Genomic DNA, 14,741 nt, shown 5'->3' with positions numbered 1-14,741 from the left:
CGTAGGGGATGCGGCGCGTTGCGCCGGGCGTCTCATGGACAGGCATCGATACCCGTTGACACCGTTGACACTGCGAAGGAGTGCTCCTAGCCTCAAGTCGTTCGATAAAACGAACGGGGGGGTTCGATGTGCGGAACACGGGCTGTGGTGGTCGGTGCCGGAATCGTTGGCGCCGCATGCGCGCGTGAGTTGGCGCTCGCCGGGTTCGCGGTCACCGTCGTGGACCGCGGCGGCGCCGCCTCGGCTACCACCGCGCACGGCGAGGGAAACATCCTGCTCTCCGACAAGGGCCCCGGCCCCGAGTTGGAGTTGGCCAAGCTCTCCCGCCAGCTATGGCCACAGGTGCTCGCCGAGATCGCTGATCGTTCCGCCAGCGGAGCCGAGTCGGTGCGCGCCGTCGAGTGGGAGCCCAAGGGCGGCATCGTGGTCGCCACCACCGCCGGGGGCGCCCGCGCACTGGCCCGGTTCGCCGCTGGGCAGCGCGCCGCCGGAGTACGCGCGGAACACCTGGATGCCGGGCAACTCGCCGCCATTGAGCCGCTGTTGACACGGGACCACCAGGCGGCCGTGTACTACCCGGACGACGCACAGGTCCAACCCGCGGCAGCGGCCACCGCGCTGCTCGCCGACGCCCTCACCTTCCGGTGTGAGCTGCGTACCGGATGCGATGTGCTCGGCGCCGTCACGCGCGGCGGCAGGCTCATCGGGTTGCGCACCTCCACCGGACTCCTGGAGGCCGAGTTGTTCGTCAACGCCGCAGGGCCCTGGGCGGGCGAGGTCGCCGCGCGGCTCGGCGCCCCCATCGACGTCCGGCCGCGGCGCGGCGATGTGCTCGTGACAACTCCGCTGCCGCCCACCGTCTTCCACAAGGTCTACGACGCCGACTACGTGGGCGCCGTCAGCAGCGACGACGGCGGCCTCCAGACCTCCGCCGTCGTCGAGTCCACCCGAGCGGGCAGTGTGCTGCTCGGCTCCTCGCGGCGCAGGGTCGGCTTCGATGACCGGCTGCGGCCCGAGGTGCTCGCCGCCGTCGCCACCAAGGCACTGCGTCTGTTTCCCGTGCTCGCCACGGCCTCGGTGATGCGCGCGTACGGCGGCTTCCGCCCCTACGTTCCCGATCATCTGCCGGTCGTCGGCGCCGATCCGCGGCTCGCCGGGCTCTGGCACGCGGGCGGCCATGAGGGAGCCGGCATCGGCCTCAGCCTTGGCACCGCGCAGCTTCTGCGCGCGCTGGTCCTCGGGCGCCCCGCACCGATCGACACGGCACCCTTCCAGGCCGACCGCCCGGCCGTCCTCGGACAGACCTCAACGCAGGAGGACTCATGACCGCGAGGCTGATACCCGCGGCCTGCGATGCCACGGGCCGGCGGGAGCAACCGCTACGGATCACCGTCAATGGCGAGCCCTTGGACGGCATCGCAGGTCAGAGCATCGCGGGCGTACTGCTCGCGGCGGGCCGACCGTCTTGGCGCACCGGCCCATCGGGCGCGCAGCGCGGCCTCTTCTGTGGCATCGGCGCCTGCTTCGACTGTCTGGTGACCATCAACGGCGACCGCGACGTCCGCGCGTGTCTGCGCCGGGCTCACGACGGCGACACGGTGCACACCCAACGCCGGGACGGGGCCCACCACAGCGGCGATCAGGACGCGTCCACCGTGCCCAGGGACTCCGACTCCCCTGATGGATCTGTGTTGTGACAGGTCGTCAGGTAGCCGTCGTCGGGGCCGGGCCCGCCGGACTCGCCGCCGCCCGTGCGGCCCTTGGCGCGGGCGCGGAGGTGACGCTGATCGACGCGGCGCGGCAGCTGGGTGGCCAGTACCACCGGACGCCGCCCGAGGAGTACGCGGCCTCGCGGCCCGAAGCCCTCCAGCACGGCTGGCCCGCCTTCGCGAAGCTGCGGCGCGAGCTGCTCGGCCACCCGCGGTGCGCCTGGTGGCCCGAGACCTCGGTGTGGGCGCTGGAACGTCGCGACCCCGGCCAACAGGGGCCACCCCGCGTCCACCTCCTGCGGGGGCCCGCCGATGGCTCCCATCGGGTGCGCCAGATCCTGGAACCCGATGCGCTCGTCCTCGCCTGCGGTGCCCACGACCGCGTCCTACCCTTCCCGGGTTGGGAGTTGCCCGGCGTCTTCACCGCCGGAGCGGCCCAAACTCTAGCCAAGGGTGAGCGGCTCATGGTGGGCGAGCAGGTCGTCGTGGCCGGCAGTGGTCCCTTTCTGCTCCCGGTGGCCGCCTCCCTGGTGGAAGCAGGTTCCCGGGTCCTGGCGGTCCTGGAGGCCAACCCCGCCGCCGTCCTGGCCCGCGGCTGGTCCCGTAAGCCGTGGCAATTGGCCGCCCAACTCGGCAAGGCCGGCGAACTGATCGACTTTACGGGCCAGTTGGTCCGCGGCCGGGTTCCCTTCCGCACCGGCCGTACGGTCATCGAGGCGCGTGGCGCGGGTCGGGTCGAGGAAGTGGTCACCGCCAGGTTGCGCCCCGACTGGTCGGTGGTGCGCGGCAGCGAGCGCACCCTCGCGGTGGACGCCGTGTGCGTCAGCCATGGTTTCAGCCCGCAGCTCGAATTGCCCGTGGCCGCCGGCTGCGCCCTGCGCGGCACGCCCGGCGCACAGTTCGTACAAACCGATGCGCGGCAGCGCACCACGGCCGATGGCGTGTGGGCGGCCGGCGAGATCACCGGCATCGCGGGCGCGCCCGCGGCCCGCGCCGAAGGAGCCGTCGCCGGCTGGTACGCGGGGGGCGGCAGTCCCGCCGCGCGCGCCCTGCCCGCGCTGCGGCGCAGCCGTGACCAGGGCCGCGACTTCGCCGCCCGGCTCGCCCGCGCCCATCCGATCGGCGCGGCCTGGCCCGGCTGGCTGGGGCCTCGCACGCTGGTCTGCCGCTGCGAGGAAACGGACTACGCCACGCTGTGCCGCGCCGTACAGGAGCAGCCCGGCGCAGCGGCGCGTACCGCAAAGCTCGCCACTCGCGCCGGGCTCGGCCCCTGCCAGGCCCGCGTCTGCGGCCCCACCGTCACCGAACTGGCCGCGCGGCTGCGCGGCGCGGCGCCCGACGCCGTCCCCGCCGATGGGCTCCCGGCAGCCGGCCCCCACCACCGGCCGTTCGCCCAGCCCATCCGGCTCGGAGAACTCGCCAGGCCGCCCGAGCCACCCGACGCAGCACCCGAACACCACGGCGCTTAAGGCCCTGAAGCCTTGGCTGGTTTGGCTCACTATCACCTATTTTCGGCAATGGGAGTTACCTAGATGACTAGCACGCAGCACGCCGCGCACGGCCCCCTTGGTGGAGTCATCGTGGCCACGGCCCTGCCGTACCGCGAAGACGCCGCCGCTCCGGCCGGTCTCGCGGTGGACTACGACCGCTACGCCGAACACTGCCAGTGGCTAGTGGACAACGGCTGCCGCGGCGTTGGGCCCAATGGCTCGCTCGGTGAATACTCCTCGCTCACCGACGAGGAGCGCCGCAAGGTCGCGCGCACCGCGATCGAGGCCGTTGGTGGCCGCGGCACCGTGATCGTGGGCGTACACGGCGTTGGCTCGCACCAGGCCAAACACTGGGCGGAGGTCGCGGCCGAGGACGGCGCCGATGGCGTGCTGTGCCTGCCGCCGACCGTCTACCGCGCCAACCGAGGCGAGATTCTGGCCCATTTCGAGGCCGTGGCCTCCGTTGGCCTGCCGGTCATGGTGTACAACAACCCGATCGACACCAAGGTTGATCTGACCCCCGACCTGGTCGCCGAGATCGCGCAGCTCGACAATGTCGCCGCCATCAAAGAGTTCTCCGGCGATGTGCGGCGCGTCCTGGAGATCAAGGAGCAGGCCCCGGGCCTGGAGATCGTCAGCGGCGCCGATGACGTCGTACTCGAAAGCCTGCTGATGGGCGCCACCGGCTGGTTCGCCGGCTTCCCCAACGTCTTCCCCGCCGAGTCGGCCCGCCTGTACGAACTCGCCACCACCGGCCAACTCGCCGCGGCCCGCGCCCTGTACGAGCCCTTGGTGGCCGCCTTCCGCTGGGACTCACGTACCGAGTTCGTGCAGGCCATCAAGCTCGGCATGGAGCAGGTCGGCCGGTTCGGCGGGCCCTGCCGGCCGCCGCGCGGACCGCTCTCCCCGGTGCTGCGTGCCGGTGTCGAGGCCGACATGGCCCGTGCGATCGCCGCCCTCGCACAGCGGTCGCTCTGATGCGGTCCCGCCGGGCGCTGAGCGCCGTTGACTCGCACACGGAGGGCATGCCCACCCGTGTCGTCACCGGCGGCGTGGCCCCCATACCCGGGGACACGATGGCCGAACGCCGCCGCTACGCCATCGAGCACCTCGACGGATTGCGCCGGTACCTCGTGGACGAGCCTCGTGGCCACGGGGCGATGAGTGGCGCGATCCTCCAGCCACCCACCCGGCCCGACGCCGCCTGGGGCGTGTTGTACGTCGAAGTCAGCGGCTTCCTGCCGATGTGCGGCCACGGCACCATCGGGGTCGCGACCGTGCTGGTGGAGACCGGCATGGTCGAGGTCACCGAACCCGAGACCGTGGTCCGCCTCGACACGCCCGCCGGCCTGGTCGAGGCCCGGGTGGCCGTGCGGGACGGGGTGGCCGAGCAGGTCACGCTGCGCAATATCGACTCCTTCGCGCTGCGGCTGGACGCCGAGGTACAGGTGCCTGGGCTCGGCGCGGTCCGCTACGACATGGCGTACGGCGGCAACTTCTACGCCATCGTCGAACTCGGCTCCCTGGGGCTGCCGTTCGACCATGCTCGCAAGGACGACGTGCTCGCCGCCGGCCTTGCGGTCATGCGGGCCGTCAATGAGCAGGATCGACCTGTGCATCCAGTCGATCCCCAGCTCGCCGGCTGCAAACACGTGCAGTTCCTTGCGCCCGGCTCCAATGCCGCGCACTCCCGTAACGCGATGGTCATCCACCCTGGCTGGTTCGACCGCTCACCGTGCGGCACCGGCACATCGGCCCGGATGGCGCAGTTGCACGCACGCGGCGAACTACCCCTGCACACCGACTTCGTCAACGAGTCATTCATCGGCACCCACTTCACCGGACGGCTCGTCGCCACCTCCGAGGTCGGCCCCCTGTCCGCGGTGATTCCGCAGGTATCCGGCCGGGCCTGGATCACCGGCACCGCCACGTACCTGCTGGACCCGCGCGACCCGTTCCCGCACGGCTTCGTGCTCTGACAGCGGTCAACGCCTCCACGACACCTTGCCCCTCCCCCAGCACTCCCCCGCTCCCTTAGCGCTCCCCTGCCCGCACCACCAACATCGGCATCCTGGCAGCCTTTGTCATGCTTTGTCGTGGTCACGGTCGCCGCGCGGTCATGCGCACGACCCGGCCGACGTTGCCGCGAACTTTCCGCACGTCGCTGGTGCCGTGGATACCGGCCGTTGAGGTGTTCTTCGCGGTCTGGCTCATCAGCAAGCTCAACCCGGTGACCTGGATTCGCTTCGCGTTCCGGATGGGGCTAGGACTGCTTTTCTACGCCCGGTTCGGCTACCACAACACCCAGGAAAACCGGCCCCCTCCAAAGAAGGAGTGAACTCCCCCATGGACGATTCGATGAATCCGCCCGACGCCTCGGCCGCGGCCCACAACCCGGTGGACGGTGTCCTCATCGCCGCAGCCGGCACCGCCCACACCTGGGCTCGCGCCGCCCCCGCCGACCGGGCGCGGGCGCTGGCCGCGGTCGCCGACACCCTGGAGGAGGCGCGCCCCGAGCTGATCGCCACCGCGGACCGTGAGTCCCACCTGGGCACTGCCCGCCTGAACGGCGAACTGACGCGTACCACCTTTCAGTTGCGCCTCTTCGCTGACCAGGCGCGGTCGGGCGCGTACTACGACGTACGCATCGACCGCGCCGACCCGAACTGGCCCACCGGCCCACGCCCCGAACTGCGCAGGTACCGCACCGCGCTCGGCCCGGTGCTGGTCTTCGCGGCGAGCAACTTTCCGTTCGCGTTCAGCGTGGCCGGCGGTGACACCGCCTCGGCCCTGGCCGCTGGCTGCCCCGTCGTCGTCAAGGCCCACCCCGGCCACCCGGAGCTGTCGCGCGAGACCGCCGCGATCGTGCGGCGCGCGCTGGCCGGGGCCGGGGCGCCCGATGGCGTCTTCGCCCTGATCGAGGGCGAACAGGCCGGTCTGGACGCACTGCGCCACCCGGCCCTGCGCGCGGCGGCCTTCACCGGCTCCGAGCGCGGCGGCCTCTTCCTCGCCCGGATCGCGGCCGACCGCCCCGAACCCATCCCCTTCTACGGCGAGTTGGGCAGCACCAACCCGGTCGTTGTCACCGAGCGGGCCGCGTACGGCCGTACGCAGGAGATCGCCTCCGGGTACGCCGCCTCACTCACTCTGGGCGCAGGGCAGTTCTGCACCAACCCCGGGCTGCTGTTCGTCCCGGCCGGGGAGCACGGTCTCGTGGAGCGGATCGCCGCACTGCTGCGCGCGGCCCCCACCGCACCGATGCTCGGCAACCGCATCGCGGAGGGGTACCGCACCGTAGCGGAGCAGCTGTCCGGCCTTTCCGGCGCCCGCCGCCTGGTGTGGCCGGCGGACGATCACCAGCCCGCACCGCGGCTTCTGGCCATGGATGTGGACGCGTTCGTGGCCGCCGGCAGCGCGGCCTCGGCGGAGTGCTTCGGACCGCTCGGGCTTATCGTGACGTACCGCCAACTAGCTGATCTAGTACCGGTGTTGGCGGCTTTGCCGGGGCAACTCACCGCGAGTGTGCAGGGCGAGTTGGCGGAGAGCAGCGAGCTCGGGGCGCTGACCGCGGTGCTGGCCGACCGCAGCGGTCGGGTTCTGTGGAACCAGTGGCCCACCGGCGTCTCGGTCACCCACGCCATGCAGCACGGCGGTCCGTTCCCGGCGACCACCACACCCACCACCACCTCGGTGGGCAGCGCCGCCATCGAACGGTTCCTGCGCCCGGTCGCCTATCAGGGCGTGCCGCAGGACCTGCTGCCCGTGCCGCTGCGGGACGACAACCCGTGGAATGTGCCGCAGCAAGAGCAGAAGCAGGGCGTAGTCGATGCCTTCGTCGCGCAACCGTCGAACTCCGCGGTGGCCATGTAGAGAAATCGACGGCCGGGCCGCGGCCTCCCCGGCCCGGTCAGCCGCACATCGCCACGCGGTACAGAGTCGCAAGTGCGTCATCGATGGGATGGGGCTGCGGCATGCCGGAGGAGTCGGACCCGTTCCACCTTTGTCGGTTCACCGCGACCGCCATCTACCGCTTGCCGTCGCGTTTCGCCTCGTACGCGACACCCAGCGCATTCTCGACGTGCTCGACCGGCTGCATCGCGACCGCTTCGCCCTGCGCGTCACCAACGGCGCGTTTTTTGCCATGGGCCGCACCGGCCGCTACCCGCACACCGGAGAACTGCCTTCCACCAGGCCCGCCGAGACCGGCGACGCGGCGCACGCCCGCCCGCCGCAGCCCGCATGACGGGGCTGCGGCGGATACGGGGCTGCGGCGGATACGGGCCGAGGTCAGGCCACCGGGGCCGGGTAGGTCGGGTACTCCACGCCGGAGACGTGCTGAACGACGCGGATGACCTGGCACGAGTAACCGAACTCGTTGTCGTACCACAGGTACAAGATCGCGTCGTCGCCCTCGACCTTGGTGGCTCCGGCGTCGATGATCGAGGCGTGCCGCGAGCCGATGAAGTCGCTGGAGACCGCGTCGGGCGCGCTGATGAAGTCGATCTGGCGCTTGAGCGGTGAGGTCAGCGACACGTTGCGCAGGTAGTCAAGGACCTCCTGGCGGGTGGTCTCGCGTGCGAGCCGCAGGCTGAGGATCGCAATCGAAACATCCGGCACCGGGACGCGGATGGAGCTGCCGGTGATCCGTGCGTTGAGGTCCGGCAGCGCCTTGGCGACGGCGGAGGCGGCACCGGTCTCGGTGATGACCATGTTGAGCGCTGCTGAGCGACCACGACGGTCGGAGTTGTGGTAATTGTCCAGCAGGTTTTGGTCGTTGGTGAACGAGTGGACGGTCTCCACGTGGCCGCGCAGCACGCCGTACTCGTCCGCCATCGCCTTCAGCGGCGGAACGATCGCGTTGGTGGTGCACGACGCACAGGACAAGATCCGCTCGTCCGACGAGATCGTGTCGTGGTTGACGCCGTGGACGACGTTGGGGACATCGCCCTTGCCCGGCGCGGTCAAGACGACCTTGGCGATGCCGGGGCGCAGGTGCTTCGACAGGCCCTCGCGGTCGCGCCACTTGCCGGTGTTGTCGATGAGGATGGCGTCCTTGATGCCGTACGCCGTGTAGTCCACGGCGGTCGGATCGTCGGAGTAGATCACCTTGATCTCGTTGCCATTGGCGATGATCTTGCTGTTCGCCTCGTCCACGGTGATCGTGCCCTGGAACTGGCCGTGGATGGAGTCGCGGCGCAGCAAAGAGGCGCGCTTGACGATGTCCTGGCCGGCGCCCTTGCGGACGACGATGGCTCGCAGCCGCAGACCGTTGCCGGAGCCGGCCTTCTCGATGAGAAGCCGGGCGATGAGGCGGCCAATGCGGCCAAACCCGTAGAGAACGACATCGCGCGGCTCACGGCGCTCGATCTTGTTGTCACCCGTGGCGCCGGCGACGGTATCGGCGGTGAACTCTTCCACCGACAGACCCCGGTCATCGGTCCGGTACAGCGCGGCGAGCATGCCGATGTCGATCTGGGACGGGCCGAGATCGAGCGCGGCGAGAGCCTGGAGGAACGGCAGCGTCTCGGTGACCGAGAGTTCCTCACCGGCGATCTGCCGGGCGAATCGGTGCGTCTTCAGGATGCTGACGACCGACTTGTTCACCAGGGAGCGGCTGTGCAGCAAGATGGTGACATCCCGCTCCCGGTGCAGCTTCCCGATGATCGGGATCATCGACTCCGCGATCTCCTCGCGGTTTTTCCAGTTAGTGAACGAGTCCTCATTGACAGTCACAGATTTATCTTTCGAGCTAGGCGGCGCTCACATGTTAACCTCCCGCCGTTTTTGATCGTTCAGAAGGTGCCACGTCGGCGGGAGGGCCAGGTGGGACCAGTGGGCGACGTCGCGGCGCAGTTGGCGGTCGTGTGTGGCGACGACCACCGCGGCGGCCGTCGCCTCCAGGGCCTCGGTCAGCTCGTCAACCAGGGCGATGGACAGATGGTTGGTGGGCTCGTCCAACAGCAGCAGATGTGGGCGGGCAGCCAGGGCGAGGGCGAGGTCAAGACGCCGCTGCTGTCCCATGGACAACTCGCGCACCGGCCGGTCCATGTCGCGGTGTGCCAACAGCCCGAGCTCCGCCAGTTCCACGGTGTCCTCCACGTCGAGCAGCCCGGCGCAGACCAGGGCGGCGATGTGGGTGTCGTAGGCAACACGGGCCGGCAGCCGGCTGGGGGGCTCGGATTCCTGGCCGAGCAGGGCGATGCGGGCCCGCCGGGCGTGCTGGAGATGGCCCGTATCCGGCGTGCGGCGCCTGGCGAGGACGGCGAGCACGGTGGACTTGCCCGCCCCGTTCGGGCCGCTGACCACCAGCCGTGCCCCGGACTCCAGCGTCACGGTGACGGGCGTGCCGAGACGGCCGGCGACGGTGACCTCATCGGCGCGGACCAGGGCCACCCCCGCGCGTGCCGGCAAGCTCGGCGCGGCCAGGGTCAACGGCGGCTCGGGCAACGACACCGGGTGCCGGGTGAGAACGTCCTCGCGCCGACGTACGGAGCGGACCAACCCCGCGGCGCGCGTGGCGCGTTGGTGCTTTCCGGTGCCCTTGTCCGGGCGCCAGCCGGAGACCAGGCGCTGCTGCGCCGCTGCCAGGTCCTGGGCGAGGCGGGCGTGCTCCGTCTGCTCCTTGGCGTACTCCTCTTCCCAGCGTTGGCGTGCCGCGCGGCGACCGCTCACGTATCCGTCGTAGCCGTTGCCATAGCGGGACGGGGTGCCGTCCGCGCTCGGGTCGAGATCGATGATCGTGGTCGTCACGTCGCGTAGGAGGGCCCGGTCGTGGCTGACGACCACGACCGCACCGTCCCACTGGGTGAGGCGGCCGGTCAGGTAGTCGAGTCCCGCCTGGTCGAGGTGGTTGGTCGGCTCGTCGAGAAGGAGGAAGTCGTAGGCCGCGCCGAGCAGGCACGCAAGGCGTACGCGGTAGCGCTGCCCCACCGACATGGCGGTCAGGGGGCGGTCGTGGTCGGCCACTGCGCCAAGGGCGTCGAGGGCCACGGCCACCCGCCGGTCCGCGTCCCACGCCTGATGCGCCTCGGCCGCCTCCAGTGCGGCCTCGTACTCCTCGGCTGCTGCGTCCCGTCCGTGTGCGAGCGCGGTTGCGCTCGCGTCAAGGGCGGTCAGCGCGCTGCGGGCGTCGGCGAGATGCGCGGCGATGACGTCGCCCACGGTCTGGCCTTCGCCCGCCGCCATCTCCTGCTCGACGCTACCCAGGGTCCCCACCCGCCGCACGGAGCCCGCGTCGGGGGTCAGGACGCCCGCGAGCACATGGAGCAAGGTGGACTTGCCGCGGCCGTTTTCCCCGACCACGCCCCAGCGCGCACCAGGGGTGATGGTCAGGCTGACACCGGCGAGGACAGGTCGTCCACCGCGGGCGAGATGGACGTCGGACGCGATGAGTTGGGCTCGGGCGCGCGCAGGGGTGGTGAGGGCGTGCATGATTCTCCAAACCGGAACCGCCCCCACGCGTCGGACGGCGAAAAACGTCGTCGGACGGCAGGCAAGCAGGCGGCAGTGAGCGCCGCCGGGGCGTCGGGAGCGGTTGTTCCTGAAGGTCTACGGACGGACGGCCGCTGAAGGGCCGATGGGCGCGCTCAGGGAAAGCGGCCCGCTGCCTCGGGTGAACGTCACGAGGGGCAGGCCGCTGCGCGGTCCGTCACAGGAAGTAGAAGAATCTCATGCCCGTACGCTAACGCAAGCCGCACCGTTTCGTCTCGCCTATTTACGCGCCGCGTGGCCGCGCTACAACGGGGCAACGGGGCAACGGGGCAACGGGGCAACGGGGCAACGGGGCAACGGGGCAACGGGGCAAGCGTCCCGGGCGCGGCATATCGGCGTACGGGACCGGCCGGTTGCGGGGTCGGCCGGTTGCAGGGTCGGCCCGGTTGCGGGACCGGCCGGTTGCAGGGTCGGCCGGTTGCGGGGCCCGTGGCGTCGCTACGGGGCCTTGGCGGGGGCCGGGGTGCGGGACTCCACTACCTTGGCGAGCCGGTCGAGCATGCTGCGATGGCGTAGTTGCAAAAAGGCGTCGATGACGGAGTTGTGCAGCCGGGCCCCCGGCCCCGACAACGGGTGCTCGTCCAGCGTCACCAGGGAGCCGGTCGCCCAGCGCCGTACGCGGATGGCGATGCGTGCCGTCCCCAACCAGCCGGCCTTCGACTCCAGCTCCAAGGTGTGCGGCTCCTCGCAGATGCGGACGACCGTTTCGTTGTGGAGGGTCGTGGGGCCGATGCGGATGGAGTAGCGCAGATTGGCGCCCTCGGCGGGCCAGGCGGGGTCGGCCTCCTTCGAGTCGTGGGTGCCGACCACCCACTGGCTGTAGAGGTTGCCGTCGCTGAGGACGTCCCACACCGCCTGCGGGGGCCGCTGGATCAGTACGTGTCGTTCTGCCATGAAGTCTCCTGATTGCCGAGGCACCGTAACGCCGAGGTGCCGAGGTGCCGAGATGGGTGGGGTCCGGGGTGGCCACGTGGGACGTCACGGTGGGGCGGCCGGGCGCTCGCGGTGTGTGGGTTCGCTTCCCGAGGTGAAGGCCCGTTGCAGCGCCGCCCAACCCGGCGCCAGCGCATGGCGCACCACGGGGCGCTGCGCGCGCAGCACCGCGCGGGCGGCGTTGGCCCCGCACGCCCCGTGCACGCCGCCGCCCGGGTGCGCGGAGGCCGAGGCCAGATACAGGCCGGTGAACGGGGTCTCGGGGCGCCCGGTGCCCGGCACGGGGCGGAAGAAGAGTTGCTGGTGGACGGCGGCCGTGCCGCCGTTGACCGCACCGTTGTGCAGGCTTTCGTTACGGCTTTCCAGGTCCGGCGGGGCGAGTATGCGGCGCGCCGTGATGCGGTCGCGGAAGCCGGGGGCGAGCCGTTCGACCTCGGCTTCGACGCGCTCCGCCATGAGCTCCCGTTCGCCCGGGCCCCACCGGCCGGTCAGCCTGGCATCGCCCGCGTCGCCGGCTGTGCGCTGTGGCAGGTGTGTGTACGACCAGGCTGCTTCGGTGCCGCGCGGGGAGCGGCTGGGGTCGGCGGTGGTCATCTGCCCGAGCAGTGCGTAGGGCCGGTCGGGGATATGGCCGGTGGACAGCTGTGCGTTGTAGCGCGTCATGTGGTCCATGCCTTCGGCCAGGTGCACGGTGCCCGCGCCGACCGCATCGGGTGCGGTCCACGGGATGGGCCCGTTCAGCGCCCAGTCCACCTTGAAGGTGGCGTAGTCCCAGTGAAAGCGGCGGATGTCGTCGCGTAGCCGGGCCGGTAGGAGTTCGCGGTCCACGAGGTGGCCGTACAGCGCGGGCGCCGATACGTCCGCGAGGATGGCTCGCCCGGCGCCGACCTTCGTGCCGTCCGCCGTGACCACGCCCACGGCCCGGCCTTCCCTGATCACGATCTTCCGCACGGCACTGGAGCAGCGCACCTGGCCACCTTGTGCCTCAAGGCGCCGTACCAGGGCGTCGGTGAGTGCGCTCGCGCCGCCGACCGGCACCGGCCAGCCGTACTGCTGACCGAGCATGGCCAGCAGCCAGCCGAAGGCGGTGCTGCCCGCCGACTCGGGGTACAGGTCGGCGTGCAGGGCGCAGCCGGCGAGCAGGAGCGGCCCCCCGACTCCGGTGAACTCCTCTGCGCCCAGGCGGCGCACCGGCATCGTCAGCATGCGCAACAGCCGCATGCCACCGGCGGCCCGCAGCTTGGCCGCCAGCGCCAGCCCCGAGCGGACCGGCGGGAAGGGGGTGAACAGCGCCTGCATCAGGTCGGGGCCAAGCCGCTCCCACAGGTCGGTCAGGCGCAGATACGCCGCCCCGTCGCCACTAGCGAAGTCGTCCAGGCCCGCGGCGGTGCGCTCCCGGTCCCGGTGCAGTACGGCGCAGCGCCCATCGGCCAGGGGGTGGGCCAGCACGGCGGGGGCGTGGCTCCAGGCCAGGCCCCAACGCTCCAGGTGCAGGGCTTGGATGGCGGGCGAGGCGACGGCCAGCGGGTGGAAGGAGCTGAACACGTCGTTCACGTAGTTCGGGTGTACGCCGCGATCGCTGCGTACGGCGCCTCCTGGATGCGGCTGGGCCTCCAGCACGAGGACGTGCCAGCCGGCGTCGGCGAGCACATTGGCCGCTACCAGACCGTTGGGCCCCGAGCCCACGATCACCGCGTCGGGCGTTGTGGTCATGACCGCTCCCCCATCGCGTGTAGTCGGCCCGCGGTACGGCCTGGCTCGGTGTGTTCGGTGTGTTCGGTGTGTTCGGCGTGTTCGGCACGTTCGGCACGCCCCCCGCTCATGGGCGCCTGCCGATGCCGGTGACCACCTCGTGCAGCCGACCGCCGGGGGAATCCGCCGCCAGCGGGGGCGTCGCCATTCCCGCTCCGTGCCGCAGTCCGGTCAGGAACGCGGTGATCGCCTCTTCCGAGGTGTGCGCGGGCTCCCAGCCCAGTTCGGTCCTGGCCCGGGTGGTGTCCATGAGCGGGAAGCGCAGTACGGCCTCGAAGAGCCCACCTGGTGAGGCCAGCAGCCGCAGCTGCCACGCGGTGTCCACCGCCGCCCGCGCGAGACGGTGCGGAACCCGTACGACGCGTGATCCGAACATTCGGGCCAGCATCGGGGCATCGACGACCGGATCGGCCGCCACATTGAACGCCCCCGCTACCGGGCGCACCGCCGCCAGGTGAAACGCCCGCGCCGCGTCCTCGGTGTGCAGGGCCTGAAAGCGCAGCCCGGGCACGTCCGGCAGCACCCGCAGGAACCGCGGATGGAGCAGGGCGCCGGGCAGGAACGGGCCGACGAACACGCGGCGCTGCTGGCTGGCCGACTCGGGCTTGACGATGATTCCGGGACGCAGCCGCACCGTGCGTACCTCGGGGTGCTCGTGGCCGAAGTGGTCGAGCAGCCGCTCCACATAGGCGTTCTCTTGGCAGTACGCGGACTCCGGCCAACCGTGTGCTGGCCACCCCTCGTCCACGGCGCGGTCCTTGGGCCCTGGTGCGTAGGCGGCCACGGAGGAGGCGTGGACGAGGGCGGGTACGTGGGCCGCGGCAACGGCCCTAAAGACTCGTTCGCTGCCGATGACGTTGTTGTGCCAGGTCATGGCGGGGGCGCGGGTGGGTTGAAACAGCCAGGCCAGATGGATGACGGCGTCGGCGCCCGCGAAGTGCGCCGCGAGGTCGGGGTCTTCGGCGACGTTCACGCTCGCCCAGGTGGTCTTGGGCGCGGTCCAGTCGGGCCGGCGGCGGGCCAGGGCGAGGATGGAGGCCACGTTCGGATCGTCGGCGAGCGAGCGTACGACGCTGGTTCCGATGTTGCCGCTGGCTCCGGTGACGACCACCCGCAAGGAGCCGGCGCGCGGCCCTGGCCCATCGGTGGCGCCCGCTGTGCTGGCCTGGCCCATGCTGACGGGTCCCCTTTCGCCGCGTTTCACCCGTTTTATGCCCGCATTTCGCCCGTGCGCACCTGCTCACGACTGAGCAGGCCCCGTCACGGGTTTCCGGGTACCCCAGGCCCCTGCACGGAAACGGCCACGGGGCCAAGGCTCGCGCTGGGCGCCGCCGGTGTAGGGGGCTGGTAGGGCCTTTGACCTGCG

The 14,741-nt window shown here is 71.2% G+C and carries 13 protein-coding genes and 1 pseudogene; 8 read left to right on the top strand and 6 right to left on the bottom strand.

Annotated elements, in window-relative coordinates:
- Positions 1–126 precede the first annotated feature (126 nt).
- From FHS42_RS15430 to FHS42_RS15400, 7 genes are all read left to right on the top strand, one after another.
- Positions 127–1,326, top strand: coding sequence for an NAD(P)/FAD-dependent oxidoreductase (locus FHS42_RS15430; protein ID WP_184572793.1), 1,200 nt, complete (start codon positions 127–129; stop codon positions 1,324–1,326).
- Positions 1,323–1,697: a (2Fe-2S)-binding protein gene (locus FHS42_RS15425; RefSeq protein WP_184572792.1), complete on the top strand. Its 375-nt coding sequence runs from the start codon at positions 1,323–1,325 to the stop codon at positions 1,695–1,697. Before FHS42_RS15430 ends, FHS42_RS15425 begins: the two co-directional genes overlap by 4 nt.
- Positions 1,694–3,178, top strand: coding sequence for an FAD-dependent oxidoreductase (locus FHS42_RS38630; RefSeq protein WP_184572791.1), 1,485 nt, complete (start codon positions 1,694–1,696; stop codon positions 3,176–3,178). Before FHS42_RS15425 ends, FHS42_RS38630 begins: the two co-directional genes overlap by 4 nt.
- A gap of 63 nt (positions 3,179–3,241) precedes the next feature.
- Positions 3,242–4,177 (top strand): dihydrodipicolinate synthase family protein, encoded by a 936-nt coding sequence (locus FHS42_RS15415; protein ID WP_184572790.1) that lies wholly within the window; start codon positions 3,242–3,244, stop codon positions 4,175–4,177.
- Positions 4,177–5,178 (top strand): proline racemase family protein, encoded by a 1,002-nt coding sequence (locus FHS42_RS15410; RefSeq protein ID WP_184572789.1) that lies wholly within the window; start codon positions 4,177–4,179, stop codon positions 5,176–5,178. Before FHS42_RS15415 ends, FHS42_RS15410 begins: the two co-directional genes overlap by 1 nt.
- Before the next feature lie 140 nt (positions 5,179–5,318).
- Entirely contained in the window at positions 5,319–5,537 is a 219-nt protein-coding gene (locus tag FHS42_RS15405; RefSeq protein WP_184572788.1) for an amino acid permease C-terminal domain-containing protein, read from the top strand.
- 8 nt (positions 5,538–5,545) lie between these two features.
- Positions 5,546–7,069, top strand: coding sequence for an aldehyde dehydrogenase (NADP(+)) (locus FHS42_RS15400; protein WP_246494834.1), 1,524 nt, complete (start codon positions 5,546–5,548; stop codon positions 7,067–7,069).
- A gap of 37 nt (positions 7,070–7,106) precedes the next feature.
- Here the strand turns inward: FHS42_RS15400 and FHS42_RS37080 are convergent.
- A pseudogene (locus tag FHS42_RS37080) lies at positions 7,107–7,223 on the bottom strand (hydrolase); the annotation flags it as partial.
- Here FHS42_RS37080 and FHS42_RS15395 point away from each other — a divergent pair.
- Positions 7,200–7,442, top strand: coding sequence for a hypothetical protein (locus FHS42_RS15395; protein ID WP_184572787.1), 243 nt, complete (start codon positions 7,200–7,202; stop codon positions 7,440–7,442). The pseudogene FHS42_RS37080 and the gene FHS42_RS15395 sit on opposite strands and share 24 nt — an antisense overlap.
- Positions 7,443–7,486: 44 nt before the next feature.
- On the opposite strand, the gene FHS42_RS15390 is transcribed toward FHS42_RS15395, so the two are convergent.
- From FHS42_RS15390 to FHS42_RS15370, 5 genes are all read right to left on the bottom strand, one after another.
- The gene (locus FHS42_RS15390; RefSeq protein WP_184572786.1) at positions 7,487–8,932 is read right to left on the bottom strand and encodes a glyceraldehyde-3-phosphate dehydrogenase; all 1,446 of its coding nucleotides are present in this window, start codon (positions 8,930–8,932) and stop codon (positions 7,487–7,489) included.
- 27 nt (positions 8,933–8,959) lie between these two features.
- Positions 8,960–10,630 carry an ATP-binding cassette domain-containing protein gene (locus FHS42_RS15385; protein WP_184572785.1) on the bottom strand — a complete coding sequence of 557 codons (1,671 nt, stop codon included), beginning with the start codon at positions 10,628–10,630 and terminating at the stop codon, positions 8,960–8,962.
- A gap of 498 nt (positions 10,631–11,128) precedes the next feature.
- Positions 11,129–11,584: an SRPBCC family protein gene (locus tag FHS42_RS15380; protein ID WP_184572784.1), complete on the bottom strand. Its 456-nt coding sequence runs from the start codon at positions 11,582–11,584 to the stop codon at positions 11,129–11,131.
- An 84-nt stretch (positions 11,585–11,668) separates the two neighbouring features.
- Positions 11,669–13,336, bottom strand: coding sequence for a phytoene desaturase family protein (locus FHS42_RS15375; RefSeq protein WP_184572783.1), 1,668 nt, complete (start codon positions 13,334–13,336; stop codon positions 11,669–11,671).
- A 106-nt stretch (positions 13,337–13,442) separates the two neighbouring features.
- Positions 13,443–14,549: an NAD-dependent epimerase/dehydratase family protein gene (locus tag FHS42_RS15370; protein WP_184572782.1), complete on the bottom strand. Its 1,107-nt coding sequence runs from the start codon at positions 14,547–14,549 to the stop codon at positions 13,443–13,445.
- Between the last annotated feature and the right edge of the window lie 192 nt (positions 14,550–14,741).

This window comes from Streptomyces zagrosensis (genome assembly GCF_014203645.1).
GTDB lineage: Bacteria > Actinomycetota > Actinomycetes > Streptomycetales > Streptomycetaceae > Streptomyces > Streptomyces zagrosensis.
This window is presented reverse-complemented; position numbering and strand designations above follow the sequence as displayed.